The 16,638-nt window shown below is 71.4% G+C and carries 18 protein-coding genes and 1 pseudogene; 13 read left to right on the top strand and 6 right to left on the bottom strand.

All coding sequences use genetic code 11. The features are described 5' to 3' along the window. Nucleotides 1-3: 3 nt before the first annotated feature. Entirely contained in the window at nucleotides 4-1,461 is a 1,458-nt protein-coding gene (locus ABTX62_RS21225) for an aldehyde dehydrogenase family protein (protein WP_352117613.1), read from the top strand. Then, on the top strand, nucleotides 1,462-2,352 hold the full coding sequence (locus ABTX62_RS21220) for an aldehyde dehydrogenase family protein (RefSeq protein ID WP_352117612.1): 891 nt from the start codon (nucleotides 1,462-1,464) through the stop codon (nucleotides 2,350-2,352). A gap of 72 nt (nucleotides 2,353-2,424) precedes the next feature. On the opposite strand, the gene ABTX62_RS21215 is transcribed toward ABTX62_RS21220, so the two are convergent. Continuing rightward, nucleotides 2,425-3,153, bottom strand: a complete 729-nt coding sequence (locus ABTX62_RS21215; RefSeq protein ID WP_352117611.1) for an ATP-binding protein — start codon at nucleotides 3,151-3,153, stop codon at nucleotides 2,425-2,427. 263 nt (nucleotides 3,154-3,416) lie between these two features. Here ABTX62_RS21215 and ABTX62_RS21210 point away from each other — a divergent pair, with 263 nt between their 5' ends. Then, the gene (locus ABTX62_RS21210; RefSeq protein WP_352117610.1) at nucleotides 3,417-3,671 is read left to right on the top strand and encodes a type II toxin-antitoxin system prevent-host-death family antitoxin; all 255 of its coding nucleotides are present in this window, start codon (nucleotides 3,417-3,419) and stop codon (nucleotides 3,669-3,671) included. Continuing rightward, nucleotides 3,668-3,919: a type II toxin-antitoxin system RelE family toxin gene (locus ABTX62_RS21205; RefSeq protein ID WP_352117609.1), complete on the top strand. Its 252-nt coding sequence runs from the start codon at nucleotides 3,668-3,670 to the stop codon at nucleotides 3,917-3,919. The genes ABTX62_RS21210 and ABTX62_RS21205 overlap by 4 nt, the downstream gene beginning before the upstream one ends. Nucleotides 3,920-3,988: 69 nt before the next feature. Here the strand turns inward: ABTX62_RS21205 and ABTX62_RS21200 are convergent. Beyond that, nucleotides 3,989-4,389: pseudogene (locus ABTX62_RS21200) on the bottom strand (hypothetical protein). A gap of 63 nt (nucleotides 4,390-4,452) precedes the next feature. Here ABTX62_RS21200 and ABTX62_RS21195 point away from each other — a divergent pair. Then, entirely contained in the window at nucleotides 4,453-5,157 is a 705-nt protein-coding gene (locus ABTX62_RS21195) for a uridine kinase family protein (RefSeq protein ID WP_352117608.1), read from the top strand. 194 nt (nucleotides 5,158-5,351) lie between these two features. Here ABTX62_RS21195 and ABTX62_RS21190 read toward each other — a convergent pair whose 3' ends face one another. Continuing rightward, nucleotides 5,352-6,161, bottom strand: a complete 810-nt coding sequence (locus tag ABTX62_RS21190) for a SigE family RNA polymerase sigma factor (RefSeq protein WP_352117607.1) — start codon at nucleotides 6,159-6,161, stop codon at nucleotides 5,352-5,354. Between the two features lie 238 nt (nucleotides 6,162-6,399). On the opposite strand from ABTX62_RS21190, the gene afsQ1 reads away from it, so the two are divergent. The 5 genes from afsQ1 to ABTX62_RS21165 all read left to right on the top strand — a co-directional run bounded on the left by afsQ1 (nucleotide 6,400) and on the right by ABTX62_RS21165 (nucleotide 10,268). Continuing rightward, nucleotides 6,400-7,077 (top strand): two-component system response regulator AfsQ1, encoded by a 678-nt coding sequence (afsQ1, locus tag ABTX62_RS21185; protein ID WP_053675520.1) that lies wholly within the window; start codon nucleotides 6,400-6,402, stop codon nucleotides 7,075-7,077. Beyond that, nucleotides 7,074-8,678 carry an ATP-binding protein gene (locus ABTX62_RS21180; RefSeq protein ID WP_352117606.1) on the top strand — a complete coding sequence of 535 codons (1,605 nt, stop codon included), beginning with the start codon at nucleotides 7,074-7,076 and terminating at the stop codon, nucleotides 8,676-8,678. The genes afsQ1 and ABTX62_RS21180 overlap by 4 nt, the downstream gene beginning before the upstream one ends. After that, complete coding sequence (locus ABTX62_RS21175) at nucleotides 8,678-9,295, top strand: hypothetical protein (RefSeq protein ID WP_352117605.1); 618 nt, start codon at nucleotides 8,678-8,680, stop codon at nucleotides 9,293-9,295. The genes ABTX62_RS21180 and ABTX62_RS21175 overlap by 1 nt, the downstream gene beginning before the upstream one ends. 110 nt (nucleotides 9,296-9,405) lie before the next feature. Further along, on the top strand, nucleotides 9,406-9,993 hold the full coding sequence (locus ABTX62_RS21170) for a VanZ family protein (RefSeq protein WP_352117604.1): 588 nt from the start codon (nucleotides 9,406-9,408) through the stop codon (nucleotides 9,991-9,993). A 62-nt stretch (nucleotides 9,994-10,055) separates the two neighbouring features. Next, nucleotides 10,056-10,268 (top strand): PspC domain-containing protein, encoded by a 213-nt coding sequence (locus ABTX62_RS21165; RefSeq protein ID WP_283969352.1) that lies wholly within the window; start codon nucleotides 10,056-10,058, stop codon nucleotides 10,266-10,268. A gap of 77 nt (nucleotides 10,269-10,345) precedes the next feature. Here ABTX62_RS21165 and ABTX62_RS21160 read toward each other — a convergent pair whose 3' ends face one another. Further along, complete coding sequence (locus ABTX62_RS21160; protein WP_352117603.1) at nucleotides 10,346-10,699, bottom strand: ATP-binding protein; 354 nt, start codon at nucleotides 10,697-10,699, stop codon at nucleotides 10,346-10,348. 139 nt (nucleotides 10,700-10,838) lie between these two features. Next, nucleotides 10,839-11,996, bottom strand: coding sequence for an adenosine deaminase (locus ABTX62_RS21155; protein WP_352117602.1), 1,158 nt, complete (start codon nucleotides 11,994-11,996; stop codon nucleotides 10,839-10,841). Between the two features lie 123 nt (nucleotides 11,997-12,119). Between ABTX62_RS21155 and ABTX62_RS21150 the strand changes: the two genes are divergently transcribed. Then, nucleotides 12,120-12,878, top strand: a complete 759-nt coding sequence (locus ABTX62_RS21150) for an alpha/beta hydrolase (protein WP_352117601.1) — start codon at nucleotides 12,120-12,122, stop codon at nucleotides 12,876-12,878. An 84-nt stretch (nucleotides 12,879-12,962) separates the two neighbouring features. Here the strand turns inward: ABTX62_RS21150 and ABTX62_RS21145 are convergent, their stop codons facing one another. Further along, complete coding sequence (locus ABTX62_RS21145) at nucleotides 12,963-13,925, bottom strand: LysR family transcriptional regulator (RefSeq protein WP_352117600.1); 963 nt, start codon at nucleotides 13,923-13,925, stop codon at nucleotides 12,963-12,965. 62 nt (nucleotides 13,926-13,987) lie between these two features. Here ABTX62_RS21145 and ABTX62_RS21140 point away from each other — a divergent pair, with 62 nt between their 5' ends. Both ABTX62_RS21140 and dnaN read left to right on the top strand, forming a co-directional pair. Next, nucleotides 13,988-15,262: an MFS transporter gene (locus tag ABTX62_RS21140; RefSeq protein WP_352117599.1), complete on the top strand. Its 1,275-nt coding sequence runs from the start codon at nucleotides 13,988-13,990 to the stop codon at nucleotides 15,260-15,262. Between the two features lie 94 nt (nucleotides 15,263-15,356). Further along, nucleotides 15,357-16,511, top strand: coding sequence for a DNA polymerase III subunit beta (dnaN, locus tag ABTX62_RS21135; RefSeq protein WP_352117598.1), 1,155 nt, complete (start codon nucleotides 15,357-15,359; stop codon nucleotides 16,509-16,511). Nucleotides 16,512-16,638: the final 127 nt, after the last annotated feature.

Raw genomic sequence — 16,638 nt, 5'->3', positions numbered from 1 at the left:
ACCATGGCACCCGTATTCGCATACGCCCCGGCCCCCGAGTCGCGCGCGATCGCCGACATCGCGCCCTCGTACGGCCTGTTCATCGACGGCGAGTTCGTCGAAGCGGCGGACGGCAAGGTCTTCAAGACCGTCTCCCCGTCCACCGAGGAGGTCCTCTCCGAGATCGCCCAGGCCGGTTCCGAGGACGTGGACCGCGCGGTGAAGGCCGCGCGCCGGGCCTTCGAGAAGTGGTCGGCCCTCCCGGGCGCGGAGCGCGCGAAGTACCTCTTCCGGATCGCCCGCATCATCCAGGAGCGCTCCCGCGAGCTCGCCGTCCTCGAAACCCTGGACAACGGCAAGCCGATCAAGGAGACGCGCGACGCCGACCTGCCCCTGGTCGCCGCGCACTTCTTCTACTACGCGGGCTGGGCCGACAAGCTCGACCACGCCGGTTTCGGCGCGAACCCCAGGCCGCTCGGCGTCGCGGGCCAGGTCATCCCCTGGAACTTTCCCCTCCTGATGCTGGCGTGGAAGATCGCCCCGGCCCTGGCGACCGGCAACACGGTCGTGCTGAAGCCGGCCGAGACCACCCCCCTCTCCGCGCTGTTCTTCGCGGACATCTGCCGCCAGGCGGGCCTGCCCAAGGGCGTCGTCAACATCCTCCCCGGCTACGGCGACGCGGGCGCCGCGCTGATCGCGCACCCGGACGTGAACAAGGTCGCCTTCACCGGCTCCACGGCCGTCGGCAAGGAGATCGCCCGCACGGTCGCCGGGACGCGCAAGAAGGTCACGCTCGAACTGGGCGGCAAGGGCGCCAACATCGTCTTCGACGACGCCCCGATCGACCAGGCCGTCGAGGGCATCGTCAACGGCATCTTCTTCAACCAGGGCCAGGTCTGCTGCGCCGGCAGCCGCCTGCTGGTCCAGGAGTCGATCCAGGACGAGCTTCTCGACTCCCTCAAGCGCCGCCTGTCGACGCTCCGCCTCGGCGACCCGCTGGACAAGAACACCGACATCGGCGCGATCAACTCCGAGGAGCAGCTCACCCGCATCACCTCGCTCGTCGAGCAGGGTGAGGCGGAGGGCGCCGAGCGCTGGTCGCCGGCGTGTGAACTGCCGGAGAGCGGTTACTGGTTCGCCCCGACCCTGTTCACGAACGTCACCCAGGCGCACCGCATCGCCCGGGACGAGATCTTCGGCCCGGTGCTGTCGGTGCTGACCTTCCGCACCCCGGACGAGGCGGTCGCCAAGGCCAACAACACGCCCTACGGCCTGTCCGCCGGCATCTGGACGGAGAAGGGCTCGCGCATCCTGGCGGTCGCCGGCAAGCTCCGCGCGGGTGTCGTCTGGTCCAACACGTTCAACAAATTCGACCCGACGTCGCCGTTCGGCGGTTACAAGGAGTCGGGCTTCGGCCGCGAGGGCGGCCGCCACGGCCTGGAGGCGTACCTCGCCCCGTCGAGCCCGGAGGGCGAGCGTTAAATGAATGCAGTTGATCGGCTCAACGTCCTGAAGACCTACAAGCTGTACGTCGGCGGGAAGTTCCCGCGTTCCGAGAGCGGCCGGGTGTACGAGGTGACCGACGCAAAGGGCAACTGGCTGGCGAACGCGCCCCTGTCCTCCCGCAAGGACGCCCGTGACGCGGTCGTCGCGGCCCGGAAGGCGTTCGGCGGCTGGTCCGGGGCGACGGCGTACAACCGCGGCCAGGTCCTCTACCGCGTCGCCGAGATGCTGGAGGGCCGCCGCGACCAGTTCACGCGCGAGGTGGCCGGCGCGGAGGGGCTGTCGAAGTCCAAGGCCGCGGCGGTCGTGGACGCCACGATCGACCGCTGGGTCTGGTACGCGGGCTGGACCGACAAGATCGCCCAGGTGGTCGGCGGCGGCAACCCGGTCGCGGGCCCGTTCTTCAACCTGTCCTCCCCCGAGCCGACGGGCGTGGTCGCGGTCCTCGCGCCGCAGGAGTCGTCCTTCCTGGGCCTGGTGTCGGTGCTGGCCCCGGTGATCGCGACGGGCAACACGGCGATCGTGGTGGCGAGCGAGAAGACCCCGCTGCCCGCCCTGTCCCTGGCCGAGGTGCTGGCCACCTCGGACGTCCCCGGCGGCGTCGTCAACGTCCTGTCGGGCCGCACGGCGGAGATCGCCACCCCGCTCGCCGCCCACCAGGACGTCAACGCGATCGACCTCGCGGGCGCCGACGAGGCCCTGGCGAAGGACCTGGAGATCGCCGCGGCGGACAACCTCAAGCGCGTCCTCCGTCCACAGCCTGTGGATTACACGGAGACCCCCGGCATCGACCGGCTGACGGCGTTCCTGGAGACCAAAACGGTCTGGCACCCCACCGGGTCACTGGGCGCGTCGGGTTCCTCGTACTGAGATCCCGGAAGCGTAAAGCCCTCCAAAGTGGCCCTGACAGCCCATGTCGGGGCCACTGCCCCCAGTCACAGGTCAGTCGAAGGCCGTTCTGGTCCCGCCTCCATGCTCAGTGACCCGCGGGCGGCACAGGACCTTCACGGTTCCCTGGGTGAAGGCCTCGTCCGTCGCCTTGCTCGACCAGAGATAGGCCTCCCCTGGCTGCAGAGCCGCCATCTTCTGCGGCGTGAGGCCACCCAGCGCGGTGTTCACCTTCTGCAGGTACGTGAGCCACGCCGGTGACGTGAACTTGTGCAACACGATTTCGCTGGACAGCTCGATCAATGCGGTCGGAACGGACGGCGGGTCCTGGCTCGCGACGATGACGGACATACCCTTGTGTCGCATTTCGCGAACACTCGAGACGAGCCCTGCCACCAAGTCCCCACTGTCCGCATACTTGTGCGCCTCGTCGAAGACAACCAACTTGTTGAATGCCTCGTGTCCCTGACGCGCCTCTGCGAACAACTGCATCAGCACGACGAACAAGCCGAGTGCATCGCTTTTCTCGATGTCGTCGGAACGCACATCGACGATGATCAGCCGCCCGGGCCGCACCAGGTCACAGAGCCTGGCGGTGACTTGCTGCCGGTCACCTCGCTGCTGTACCGAGACCGCGTCGACACCCTTGTCGGTGGAGCTGTCGATCACGGAACGGCCGGCCTCTTCGTCAGAACATGCCGTCTCGATCTTGACCGCCAGTGCGGCCACCGCACGACTGAGGAACATCTGCTCCTCGTCCGGCCTGCCCGCGACATCCTCCATGTCGATCAGCGGCCGGAACCGCTCGATCAGCTTCCTGCGCAGGTTCCTGACCTAAACCGGGTACGCCACGGGTTCCCCCTCGACTTTATGAGTCCAAGCGAGACGGCACCATGCAGAGCGCCGTCCCCGACGAGGCTGTCCCGGCAGCCGACAGGCGCTCCTTCCGTTTCGACGGAACAGCCGGACCCCAGCACAGTGATACCCATACATGCATCTAGTCGAATGCATTGCACACAAGGGTAATCTTGTGGCACCATGAGAGCATGGTTGAGATTGCCATCAGCGCCGCCCGTTCCCAGCTCGGCGACCTGGTCCGCCGCGCCGCCCACGGCCGCGAGACCATCGCCCTCACCGACCACGGACATGTGGCCGCACTCCTCGTGTCACCGCAAGTGATAGAGGACTTCGAAGACGCCCTGGCGGTGGCGGACTATCAGCGGCGCAAGGCAGAGGGAACCCTCGAACCGGGTATCCCGATGGCCGAGGTTCGTCGACGGCTGGGGCTCGAACAGCGGTGACGTACGAGATCGTCTTCGAGCCGCATGCCCTCGACTCGGCAGCCCGGTCCCTGAAAGAAGACCCGAGCGGGCTCGCCCTGGTCCTCGACACCATCGACAAACTGGCCGATGACCCCCGTCCGGCGGCGTCGACTCCGTATGGGTCACCCGACATCCGCCGCCTCCGCGTCGGCGACTACCGGGTCCTGTACATCATTGACGACGAAGTGATCCACATCATGATCACTCACCTGGGCCGTACCGCCTGAACAGAGTGAGTCCAGCCACTTCACGACGAAGGGAGCTCGACTCACCTTCCTCACTCGTGCATCCCACGCTCAGCCCAGCCCTCCCGCCACCGACCCCAGCAGCGGCATACTCCCGATCGGCGGCGCCTGGGCCACCGGCCTCGTCAGCGCCTGCGAAGTCAGCGGCCCGAAGTCGCCGTGCTGCGTACCCACGCCGCTGCCGAGGGGGTCGACGCCCGCACCCGCGAGAGGGCCGGGCTTGAAACCGGCGACCGGGCCGGTGACGTAGCCGACGACGCCGGTGAGCGCCTGCAGGCCCGCCTGCTGGTCGACCTGCCCGGCAGGGGGCGGGTGCGAATCCCGCGGATGAGCGGGACGGCGTCGCCCGCCGGGCCGAGCACTACCCCGACGGCGGTGACGGCCAGCAGCGCACACCGGGCCGGGGAGTTCCGCGAGTTCCGAGCAGGGAGTCGAGTCGTCAGCGGTGCCACCTTCTCCTGCACAGTTCCATCACTACTGAAAGTGACAATAAAGGCACTTGTGGTAGTTGAGGTGTGACGCGCGCATCAAAGCCGACCCGCGGGGTCGTACGGCCCCCGGTGGATGCCTCACACTGGTGTCCCGTGAGTTCTCCATCGCCCATATCGACGCGAGTCGTGCTGCTCTGCGGCCCTTCCGGCTCCGGCAAGTCCCTCCTCGCGGCCCGCTCCGGCCTCCCGGTGCTGCGGCTCGACGACTTCTACAAGGAGGGCGACGACCCGACCCTGCCCCTGGTGGCGGAGAGCTCCGACATCGACTGGGACCATCCGGACTCGTGGGACGCGGACACGGCCGTCGCCGCGATCGTCCGGTTGTGCCGCACGGGTCGTACGGAAGTTCCCGTCTACGACATCTCCCTCAGCGCCCGCACCGGAGACGAGACGGTCGACATCGGACGGCCCCCGCTGTTCATCGCGGAGGGCATCTTCGCCGCGGAGATCGTCACGCGCTGCCGTGAACTCGGCGTCCTCGCCGACGCGCTGTGCCTGAGCCGCGGCCCGGTGAAGACCTTCCGCCGCCGCTTCCTGCGGGATCTGCGGGAGGGCCGCAAGTCGGTGCCGTTCCTGCTGCGCCGCGGCTGGCGCCTGATGCGGCAGGAGCGCACGATCGTCGCCCGCCAGACGGCACTGGGCGCGTACGCCTGCGACCGGGACGAGGCGCTGGGCCGGCTGGCGGCAGCGGCGGCCGGCCGGTGCACGAGCCTCGACACAGTGGCCTAGAGGGAGCTGGAGGGCCGGGCACAGGAAAAAGCGGGACTGGACGGACCCCCCGGCCCTCCAGCCCCGCTTCTGTGCTCCCCCGTTGTCTCCCCCGAGCCCCCACTCTCCTGTGGAGACGCCCCCAGCGCCTCTACAGTTCCCCCGTGGGCCCCCTGTGTTTCCCCCGTGACCCCTGCGGGGCTCCCCCCGTACCTTCAGGCGACGAGCTCGCCGAAGGCGTCCTCCTCGTCACGGCCGAAGCTGAGGACCTCGTCCTCGCGCAGCCGGCGGAGCGACCGCCAGATGCTGGACTTCACCGTGCCGACACTGATGTCGAGGATCTCCGCGATCTCCGGGTCCGTGCGGCCCTCGTAGTAGCGCAGGACCAGCATGGTGCGCTGGAGTTCGGGCAGCCGGGCCAGCGCCTGCCACAGGACCGCGCGCAGCTCGGTGCCGCGCATCGCGTCCGTGTCGCCGGGCGTCTCCGGCAGTTCCTCGGTCGGGTACTCGTTGAGCTTGCGGCGCCGCCAGGCGCTGATGTGCAGGTTGGTCATGGTGCGGCGGAGGTACCCGCCGACCGCCGCCTTGTCACTGATCCGGTCCCACGCCCGGTAGGTCGAGAACAGCGCGCTCTGCAGCAGGTCCTCGGCCTCGAAGCGGTCACCGGTGAGGTGGTAGGCGGTTGCGTACAGGGAGGCGCGGCGCTCCTGGACGTAGGCGGTGAACTCCGCCTCCGTCAGCGAACGGCGCTCCCCCGAGCCCTCCCCGTACGCTGCTCCCCCGTCGGCGCCCGTGGCGGCTGCCGCCGCGGACCCCTTGTTGATCTCCCCCGTGGGTGCGTCGACCACCGTCATGAACACGGTGTGCTGACGCCCGGTGCCGCGAGCGCACCCCCGTCCCCCGAGCTCTCGGCTCCGCTCGAGCAGGGAGGTGCCCCCCTCGCCACCGGACTTCTCGCAACCCCGGTTCACGTCGTGCAGACGCGTGACAACTGCGCTGGTGCTGATGCCGTGCAGCGTGTTCATCTCGCGCCCCCCGTCGTGGACTTCCGGTGTGCGGCCCGCCTGTTCGGGCGGGCTTCCTCGCCTGTGCCGAAAAGCTTGCCGCCGCACCTTCATGGCCGTGTCCGCCGACTGTCACAGGCCTGTCACAGGGGTCGGCCACAGGTCCACCACAGCTCCCGCACACGCGTCGGCGGTACCGGCCACAACGACTGGGCCCCACCGGTCGAACCCCGACCCCTCCATGGGCCAGAATGAGCGCGTGCCTTCCCTGTTGCTGATCGAGGACGACGACGCCATCCGGACGGCCCTGGAGCTCTCACTGACGCGCCAGGGCCACCGCGTGGCGACCGCTGCCAGCGGTGAGGACGGTCTGAAGCTCTTGCGCGAGCAGCGGCCGGATCTGATCGTGCTGGACGTGATGCTGCCCGGCATCGACGGGTTCGAGGTGTGCCGGCGCATCCGGCGCACGGACCAGTTGCCGATCATCCTGCTGACCGCGCGCAGCGATGACATCGACGTGGTGGTCGGGCTGGAGTCCGGCGCCGACGACTATGTCGTCAAACCGGTGCAGGGACGCGTGCTCGACGCCCGGATCCGGGCCGTGCTGCGGCGCGGCGAGCGGGAGTCGAACGACGCGGCGAGCTTCGGCAGCCTCGTCATCGACCGCTCGGCGATGACCGTGACGAAGAACGGCGAGGACCTCCAGCTGACGCCGACCGAGCTGCGGCTGCTGCTGGAGCTGAGCCGGCGGCCGGGCCAGGCGCTGTCCCGGCAGCAACTGCTGCGGCTGGTGTGGGAGCACGACTACCTGGGCGACTCGCGGCTCGTGGACGCGTGCGTCCAGCGGCTGCGCGCCAAGGTCGAGGACGTGCCCTCGTCCCCGACGCTGATCCGTACCGTGCGGGGTGTCGGCTACCGGCTGGACGCGCCTCAGTGACCCAGGCGCACCAAGGGGGGGCCCGCGGCTGGACCGGGGCGCGCAAGGGAGTTCTGTCGGGGCTGCGCTTCACCAGCCTGCGGCTGCGACTGGTCGTGGTGTTCGGCCTGGTGGCCCTGACGGCCGCCGTGTCCGCGTCCGGGATCGCGTACTGGCTCAACCGCGAGGCGGTGCTCACCCGCACCCAGGACGCCGTGCTGCGCGACTTCGAGCAGGAGATGCAGAACCGGGCGGGCGCGCTGCCCCCGCGGCCGACGCAGGACGAGCTGCAGCACACCGCGGGCCAGATGGCGGGCAGCGACCAGCGCTTCAGTGTGCTGCTGGTCGGCCGTGACACCGATGGCCGCACCGTCTACGGCAGCTCCGGCGGGCTCAGCGGCTTCTCACTGGGCGACGTGCCGGCCTCGCTGCGCACGGCGGTGAACCGGACGCAGAAGGTCGACGGGGCCGACAAGCACCCGCACCACCTGTACTGGCAGCGCATCGTCGACCACGACACCCCCTACCTGGTGGCGGGCACGCGCGTGATCGGCGGTGGCCCGACCGGTTACATGCTCAAGTCGCTGGAGCCGGAGGCCAAGGACCTCAACTCGCTGGCGTGGTCGCTGGGCATCGCCACGGGGCTCGCGCTGATCGGCTCGGCGCTGCTCGCGCAGGCCGCGGCGACGACGGTGCTGAAGCCGGTGCAGCGGCTCGGGGCGGCTGCCCGGCGGCTCGGCGAGGGCAAGCTGGACACCCGGCTGCGGGTGTCCGGGACCGACGAACTCGCCGATCTGTCCCGGACGTTCAACAACGCGGCCGAGGCGCTGGAGAAACGGGTCGCCGACATGGCCGCCCGCGACGAGGCGTCCCGGCGGTTCGTCGCGGACATGAGCCATGAGCTGCGGACGCCGCTCACCGCGATCACCGCCGTGACGGAGGTGCTCGAGGAGGAGCTGGAGGCGGAGACCGGCAGCATGGACCCGATGATCGAGCCCGCCGTGCGGCTGGTGGTCAGCGAGACGCGGCGGCTGAACGACCTGGTCGAGAACCTGATGGAGGTCACCCGCTTCGACGCGGGCACCGCCCGGCTCGTCCTGGACGACGTCGACCTCGCCGACCAGATCACCGCCTGCATCGACGCCCGCGCCTGGCTGGACGCGGTGGACCTGGACGCCGAGCGCGGCCTGCACGCCCGCCTGGACCCGCGGCGCCTGGACGTCATCCTGGCCAACCTCATCGGCAACGCGCTCAAGCACGGCGGCTCCCCGGTCCGGGTGTCCGTACGGGAGGCGGACGACTCCATCGTCATCGAGGTGCGGGACCACGGGCCCGGCATCCCGGAGGACGTCCTGCCGCACGTCTTCGACCGCTTCTACAAGGCCAGCGCCTCACGGCCGCGTTCCGAGGGCAGCGGTCTGGGCCTGTCCATCGCGCTGGAGAACGCCCACATCCACGGCGGTGAGATCACGGCGGCCAACTCGCCCGACTCGGGGGCGGTGTTCACGCTGCGGCTGCCGCGCGGCACGTCCCCGGCGGAGGAGCAGCCGGCCGAGGACGAGCTGGAGCCCGGGAGCGACACCGGCCGGCCCCAGGGCGCGGACTCGAAGGGGGACGCCTGATGACCGCGCGTTTCGCGGCCGTGCCTCGGCTGCTCGCCGTTCCGGCGCTCGCCGTGCTGCTGGCCGGCTGCGGGATCCGGCCCACGGAGGTGCCGACCAACTTCGGACCCGCGCCGTCGCGGGTGCGGTGCTCGCTCTCCGAGCCGGACGTGTCGACGCAGGCCGCCCGGGGACTGCCGGTGCAGGTGTTCCTGCTGTGCGGGTCCTCGCTGGTGACCGTCGACCGGACCGTGCGGGTGCCGGACGGCGCGGCCGACTCCGAGCGACGCATGCTCGTCGCGCAGGGCCTGCTGGACCAGCTCGCCACACCCCCGTCGACCGCCGAGAAGGAGGCCGGTTACAGCACGGCCGTCCGCGGCGGCATCTCCGTGGGCGGGCCGCGCCCCGGCGACCCGGAGGAGACACTGCGGCTGAGCACGGCGCCGGCCGGACTCACCTCGTACGCCCTCGCCCAGATCGTGTGCACCTTCTCCGACTCGGCGGCGGCCCAGGGGGACGGCTCGGTGGTCCTGGGCGGACCCGGCGCCGAGGCTCCGCGCCGCTACGAGTGCACCGAGGAGGTGCGGGCCCGCCCGGGCAGCACGGAACCGCCGGCGCGGGGCGTGGCCGCGGAGTGACCCGCCCGGCCCTGTGGCGCATGCCGCCGTCCGGGCTGTGGCGCATGCCTCACCGGCCTTCCGGTGCCCCTTGCGGAACCGATCCGGCCGGAGGCCGCGTCTTGGGGGGCGTGCAGCGTCAAGGCTCCGTCGGCGGCAGCGCCGCGTCCCGCATCCGTGTGACAGGAGGTGTCCTCCTCGTCGCCCACCTCGCGTTCGTCGCCTGGGTCACGCTGCGGCCGCTGGACGTGCCCTGGGTGATGCCCGCCAACTTGCGGCCGTTCGCCGGTATCCGGGCCGATCTCGCCCTGGGCTGGTCCGAGGCGGCCCGCCGGATCGGTGAGGGGCTGGCCCTGCTCGCCCCGCTGGGTGTGCTGCTGCCCGTGGTGGGCGGCAGGCTGGTCGTCTCGCCGCTGGCGTCCCTGCTGCGCACCGTCGCGGTCGGCGCCCTGCTGTCGTGGGGCATCGAACTGCTGCAGACCGGCGTGCCCGGTCAGGTCGTCGATGTCGACTCGCTGTTCCTGAACACCGCGGGCGTGGCCCTCGCGCATCTGGCACTGGTCCCGGCGGGCCGCTCCTGGTTGCGCCGCCGCACGACGACCACCCGCCTGCTGCGTGCGCCCCTGCCTCCGGAGGAGCCGGCTCAGGGTCGGACCCCGACGATTCCCAGGGTCGGGATCGCCCCGTGGAGCGACGCTTTGCCCCCTTCGTCTACGTAGCGTGGTGTGCGGATGGGGTACTCGTACGAGAGGCCTCATACACCCTCACGAAGGAGTCGCACATGTCCCGCCTCGCCCGCCCCACCCACGGCCGTATGATCGCCGGCGTGTGCGCCGCGCTGGCACGGCGCTTCGGCACCTCCGCCACCACGATGCGGGTGATCTTCCTGGTCTCGTGCCTGCTGCCCGGTCCGCAGTTCCTCCTCTACATCGCCCTGTGGATCCTGCTGCCCTCCGAGGACAAGACGCGCGGCAAGGCCCAGACCGCCTGGTGACATCCGTACGCGAGAACGCCGATGGGGCGCACCCCGTGCGGGTGCGCCCCATCGGCGTGTGTCCGCCTCGGCGAGGCTCAGCCGACCGGCACGCCGTTGACCGGCAGGCCGTGCGTGGGCAGGCCCTGCACCGGGAGACCGCCCAGCAGATCGGCGGCGGGGCCCGTCGGGCCGTTGGCGAGCACCTGCTCGGCGACCGGCTGGGCGGCGGCCGGACCGGCACCGGCCGCCGTCTGCCCCTGGCCCAGCGCCTCGCCCGAGCCCGGCAGCGTCTGAGAGAGCTGCTCCGCCGGGAGGGCCGCGGTGACGGTCTCCGGCGTCTGGGCGGTGTCCGGAAGGGCGGAGGCGGCGTTGGCGGCACCCGCACCGGCGGCGGCGAAGGCGGCACCGAGAGCGGCGACACCGAGGGTCTTGGCAGCAGACTGCTTCATGAAATGCGTCCTCGTAACGGGATGACGGGGTGTGAGCGGTTCAGCGACCGTAATCACGCGACCCCGCCCGCCGCAAACATCGAAATGCGGACGGATTGTGAACACCGCCCGCATTCGCTGTGCGCCGAATACCCCCGAATCAGTCCTCCGAGGCGGCAGAATCGCTGGTGGAGGCGGTCTGACGGAACAGCCATTCGGATTTCAGCTCGGCATATCCGGGCTTGATCACGTCATTGATCATGGCCAGTCGTTCATCGAAAGGAATGAACGATGATTTCATCGCATTGACGGAGAACCACTGCATGTCGTCGAGCGTGTATCCGAACACCTCGACGAGGTGCTCGAATTCTCGGCTCATACTGGTGTGCGACATGAGACGGTTGTCCGTATTGACGGTGGCGCGGAAATGCAGTCGGCGCAGCAGCCCGATGGGGTGCTCGGCGTACGAGGACGCGGCCCCCGTCTGGAGGTTGGAGCTCGGGCACAGCTCCAGCGGGATGCGCTTGTCCCGGACGTAGGAGGCGAGCCGCCCGAGCTCGACGCGGCCGTCCTCGTGCACCTGGATGTCGTCGATGATCCGCACGCCGTGCCCGAGCCGGTCGGCGCCGCACCACTGGAGGGCCTGCCAGATGGAGGGCAGGCCGAAGGCCTCGCCGGCGTGGATGGTGAAGTGGTTGTTCTCGCGCTTGAGGTACTCGAAGGCGTCGAGGTGCCGGGTGGGCGGGTAGCCGGCCTCGGCACCCGCGATGTCGAAGCCGACGACGCCCAGGTCGCGGTAGCGGTTGGCGAGTTCGGCGATCTCCAGGGCGCGTGCCGCGTGCCGCATGGCGGTGAGCAGCGCGCCGACCCTGATGCGCAGGCCGTTCCCCCGGGCGCGCCGCTCCCCTTCCCGGAAGCCCTCGTTGACGGCCTCGACGACCTCTTCGAGGCTGAGGCCGCCCTCCAGGTGCTGCTCGGGGGCGTAGCGCACCTCGGCGTAGACGACGCCGTCCGCGGCCAGGTCCTCGGCGCACTCGGCGGCGACCCGGACCAGGGCGTCACGGGTCTGCATGACGGCGACGGTGTGGGAGAAGGTCTCCAGGTACCGTTCCAGGGAACCGGAGTCGGCGGCCTCGCGGAACCAGACGCCGAGCTTCTCCGGGTCGGTGTCGGGGAGCTGGGAGTAGCCGCCCTCGCGGGCGAGTTCGACGATCGTGCCGGGGCGCAGACCGCCGTCGAGGTGGTCGTGCAGCAGAACCTTGGGAGCCCGGCGGATCTGGTCCGGTGTCGGGGTGTTCGCGATGGTCTGGCTCGTCATTTCCGCACTCTAACTCCTACGCGCGTAGACGGCGCGTTCCCCGCCGCTGTACGTTTTCGTCGATACGTAACGGTGACCGCGAGGACGGGTCGAGTACACCCGCGTTTCTGACACTGTTCTGTCATGGCACACCAAGCGACGCCGGTTCGCAGGGCCCGGCTGGGCAGGGCACTGGGGCCGGAGCCGACAGCGGTGAGCGGCGTAGTGCTGCTGCTCCCGGGCGGCGACGAGGTCTCCGGCCGCAGGCCGTCCCCCGTGCTGGCGACCGCCTCGATGCGCGGCGTCGGACGCCGCCTGGCCCGCGCGGGCCGGGACGAGGGTCTCGCCGCGCACGTGGTGCACTACCGCTGCCGCGGCTGGAACGGCAGCGAGGCCAACCTCGCACAGGACGCGACCTGGGCGGCCGACGAGATCGTACGGCGGTACGGAGACGTCCCCGTCTGCCTCGTCGGCCTCGGGATGGGCGGCCGGGCGGGCCTGCGGGCCGCCGGGCACGAAGCCGTCAACTCCGTGCTCGCGCTCGCCCCATGGCTGCCGCAGGAGGACGTCGCGGCGCCACCCGAACCGGTGAAGCAGCTGGTCGGGCGCCAGGTGCTGATCGTGCACGGCACGAACGACGGGCGGACGGATCCGGAGCTGTCGTTCCGGCTGGCGGCGCGGGCGAAGAAGGCGAACCGGGACGTGTGCCGGTTCGAAGTGCACGCGGACGGCCACGGGTTGAGCCAGTACCGGGACGAAGTGCTGGCCCTGGCCGAGGACTTCGTGATGGGAGCCCTGTTCGGGCGGGCCATGTCGCGACCGGTGCGGGACGCGTTCGCCGCGCCGCCCCCGCTGGGGTTGCGGATGCCGTTGGCCGCGGGGTTCAGCCCTTCGAGGCGGTAGCGCCGCCGGGCTGCTCGCCAGTGAGCCCGTGCGGGTCGTTCGTGGCGTGCCGCGCGGGTCCCCGCGACCCCGGGTAGGCCATGGCTAGGCCGGCAACAAGCTGCCTCTCCTCGAGAGAAGGAACTTCTTGAAAGCCGCCACCGGGGGTGTGTCCGGGTGGCCCTCCAGCCAGGCGACGCCGATCTCGCGGGCCGCCCGTGGGGCCGTGACCGTCAGTTCCACCACTCCGGGACGGGGGACGGCAGGCGGGGGCAGGAGCGCCACTCCCAGGCCCGCCGCCACCAGGCCCCGCAGGGTTTCCGCCTCCTCGCCCTCGAAGGCGATGCGGGGCTTGAAGCCGGCCTCCTTGCAGAGGTCGTCGGTGATGCGGCGCAGGCCGTAGCCGGGCTCCAGGGTGACGAAGGTGTCGTCGGCCGCCTCGGCGAGGCGGATGCGGCGGCGCCCGGCGAGGGGGTGGTCGGCGGGGACGACCAGGCGCAGCTTCTGCTCGTCCAGGCGGCGGGCCACCAGGTCGGGCGCGTCCGGCACCGGGGACGTCAGGCACAGGTCGAGCTCGCCGGCGCGCAGGCGCTCCAGCATGGCCTCGCCGTAGTTCTGGACGAGGCTGAAGCGGACGCGCGGATGGTCGGCGCGGAAGGCGTGCAGCAGGCCCGGGACGGTCTCGGCGCCCATGGTGTGCAGGAAGCCGAAGGCGACCTTGCCGGTGGCCGGGTCGGCGTCCGCGCGCACCTCCTCGACGGCGCGCTCGACCTCGGCCAGGGCGCGTTCGACGGAGGTGAGGAAGGTACGGCCGGCCGGGGTGAGGGAGACCGTGCGGCCGTGCCGGGCGAACAGGTCGACGCCAAGGTCCTGCTCCAGGCGGGCCATGGACCGCGAGAGCGTCGACTGCGGGACGTTCATCTCCCGGGCGGCGCGGGTGACGTGCTCGGTGCGGGCGACACCCGCGAAGTACGCGAGGCGGGGAGCCAGCGCTCTGGACATCTCCGCCCTGTCTTCTGTGTCACTGCTCGGTGACAGGCGACCTTGTGAGCTCGATTGATGCACCATGGGAACGATTATGACCGTTCCATGCATTGGACGGATGAGTGCGGCGTCCGTACGTTCGAAGCATGTCTCCCGCCAGTACCGGGGCGTCCACCGTCGTGGGCGCCGATGCCTCTGTCCCTGCCGCCGACTCACGCGTCTCCCCGGGTGGCCCCGGCTACCGCCGGATGAGCTTCGCCCTCTTCCTCGCGGGGGTCGCGACCTTCGCGCTGCTGTACTCCACCCAGGCCCTCCTCCCGCTGATCTCCGGCGAGTTCGGGGTGGCGGCGAGCGACGCGAGCTGGACCGTGGCGGCGGCGACCGGCGGGCTGGCGTTGTTCGTGCTGCCGATGAGCGCCCTGTCGGAGCGCTTCGGACGCCGTGCGGTCATGACGGGCTCGCTGGCCGTGGCCGTGACCCTCGGGCTGCTGGTACCGCTGGCTCCCTCCCTCGGTGTGCTGATCGCGCTCCGGGCGCTGCAGGGCGCCGCCCTGGCCGGGCTGCCGGCGTCGGCGACCGCGTACCTCGCCGAGGAGGTCAGCCCCAAGGCGCTGGTCACCGCGATCGGCCTGTTCGTCGCGGGCAACAGCGTCGGCGGGATGAGCGGCCGCGTCATCACCGGCTGGGTCGCGCAGGAGTGGGGCTGGCGGGTCGCCGTCGGTGTCATCGGCGTGATCGCGGTGGCGTGCGCGGTGGCCTTCCGGCTGCTGCTCCCCGCCCCGAAGCACTTCAAGGCCGGTTCGCTGCGGCCGCGCGTCCTGGCCCGGACGGTCCGCGCCCACCTGTCCAACCCGCTGCTGTGCCGGCTGTACGCGATCGGCGCGCTGTTCATGACCGTGTTCGGCGGTGTGTACACGGTCATCGGCTACCGGCTGACCGAGGCCCCGTTCTCGCTGCCGCAGGGCATCATCGGTTCGATCTTCCTGGTGTACCTGGTCGGTACGGTGTCGGCGTCCACGGCGGGCCGGCTGGTCGGCCGGCTGGGCCGCCGGGGCGCGCTGTACGCGGGCGGCGGTACGACGGCGGCGGGTCTGCTGCTGTCCCTGGCCGGCTCGCTCCCGCTGGTCCTGCTGGGCCTTGTCCTGATCACGGCGGGCTTCTTCGCGGGGCACGCGGTCGCCTCCTCGGCGGTCAGCAAGACGGCCACGCACGGCCGCGCCCAGGCCTCGGCGCTGTACCAGTCGGCGTACTACATCGGCTCCAGCGCGGGCAGCACCGTCGGCGCGATCGCCTTCCACGCGGGCGGCTGGGCCGGCACGGTCGGGGTCGGGCTGCTGGCGGTCCTGGGCGTCGTGACGATCACCGTCTTCGGTACCCGGGCGGCCCGGCTGCAACGCCGGCGACTGGCCCCGGCCGCCTGAGCACGGGTTCCCTCCCCCTGGTCGGGGCCGGGTGTCAGTGGGTGCGGATACCGTCCGCGTCGGCTGACCACCGGACCGAGCAGGGGGATTTTCCATGGAGTTCCGGACCGACCGTACTCAGTTCGCCGACGCGGTGGGCCGGGCGGCACGCGCGTTGCCCGGGCGGACGCCGGTACCGGTGCTGGGCGGACTGCTGCTGGAGGCGGAGACCGGTCGGCTGACGGTGACGGGGGTCGACTTCGAGGCGACGGTACGCGTGGAGGCCGACGCTCAGGTCACGGCACCAGGGCGGGTGCTCGTCCCGGGGCGGCGGCTGCTGGACGTCTGCCGGGTGCTGCCGGACGGGCCGGTGAGCTGTGCGCTGGAAGCCTCGCGGTTCACGGTGGAGGCGGACGGGACGCTCTTCGGGCTGTCGGCACTGCCGCTCGCCGAGTACCCGTCCCCGCCCGCCCCGCCCGCGCCCTACGGCACCGTGGACGCCGCCGCCTTCGCGACCGCCGTCGCCCAGGTCGCGGTCGCCGCCGGGCGCGACGACTCTCTCCCCCTGCTGACGGGCGTCCAACTGCGCCTCGACGGCGGTGCGATGACGCTGGCGGCCTCGGACCGCTACCGGTATGCGGTGCGGCGGCTGGAGTGGCGGCCGCAGGCCGCGGACACCGGCGACGACCCGGCCGTGGAGACCCTGCTGCCCGCGCGGCGGCTGCTGGACGTGGCCCGGTCGCTGGGGCGTGGCGGGGAGGTGCGGATCGGCTGGGAGCCGGGCGGGGGCGGCGGACTGGTCGGATTCGAGGGCGGCCGGACGCGGACCGCGCTGCGGCTGCTGGACGGGCGGCTGCCTGCCTTCAGATCACTGTTCGACATGGCGGGGGCCGCGGTCGCCGAGGTGGAACGCGAGACGCTGGCGGAGGCGGTGCGGCGGGTCGCGGTGGTGGCGGAGGCGAACAGTCCGGTGCGCCTCGGCTTCTCGGCCGAGGGCTCCGTGCTGCTGCGCGCCGGCTACGGGGACGATGTGGCGGCCCAGCGGATCCCGGCCACGCTGAGCGGCGCCGACGAGGTGCCGGTGGCGTTCAACCCCGCCTACCTGCTGGACGCGCTGACCTCCTTCGAGAGCCCGCGGGTACGGCTGGAGCTGCTCGGAGCCGGGCAGCGGGCGCTGCTGCACGCCATGCCGGGCGACGGGGCGGCGGGCGCGGGCGCGGAGGCCGGGGAGCACCGGCATCTGCTGATGTCGGTCAAGGAGCTCGCTTGAAGGCCCGCCGGCTTGTCGCAGCCGGTCTGGAGCACCGGCTGCGACCTGCGCTTCCGTGTGCTCGGGGGGCCGTTGTCAGTGGGCTGCGGTAGCTTCCGAGGTGCTGGGGCGCAATGGCGCGTGAACA

The sequence above is a fragment of the Streptomyces sp. NPDC096046 genome, assembly GCF_040303285.1.
Taxonomy (GTDB): Bacteria; Actinomycetota; Actinomycetes; order Streptomycetales; family Streptomycetaceae; genus Streptomyces.
This window is presented reverse-complemented; position numbering and strand designations above follow the sequence as displayed.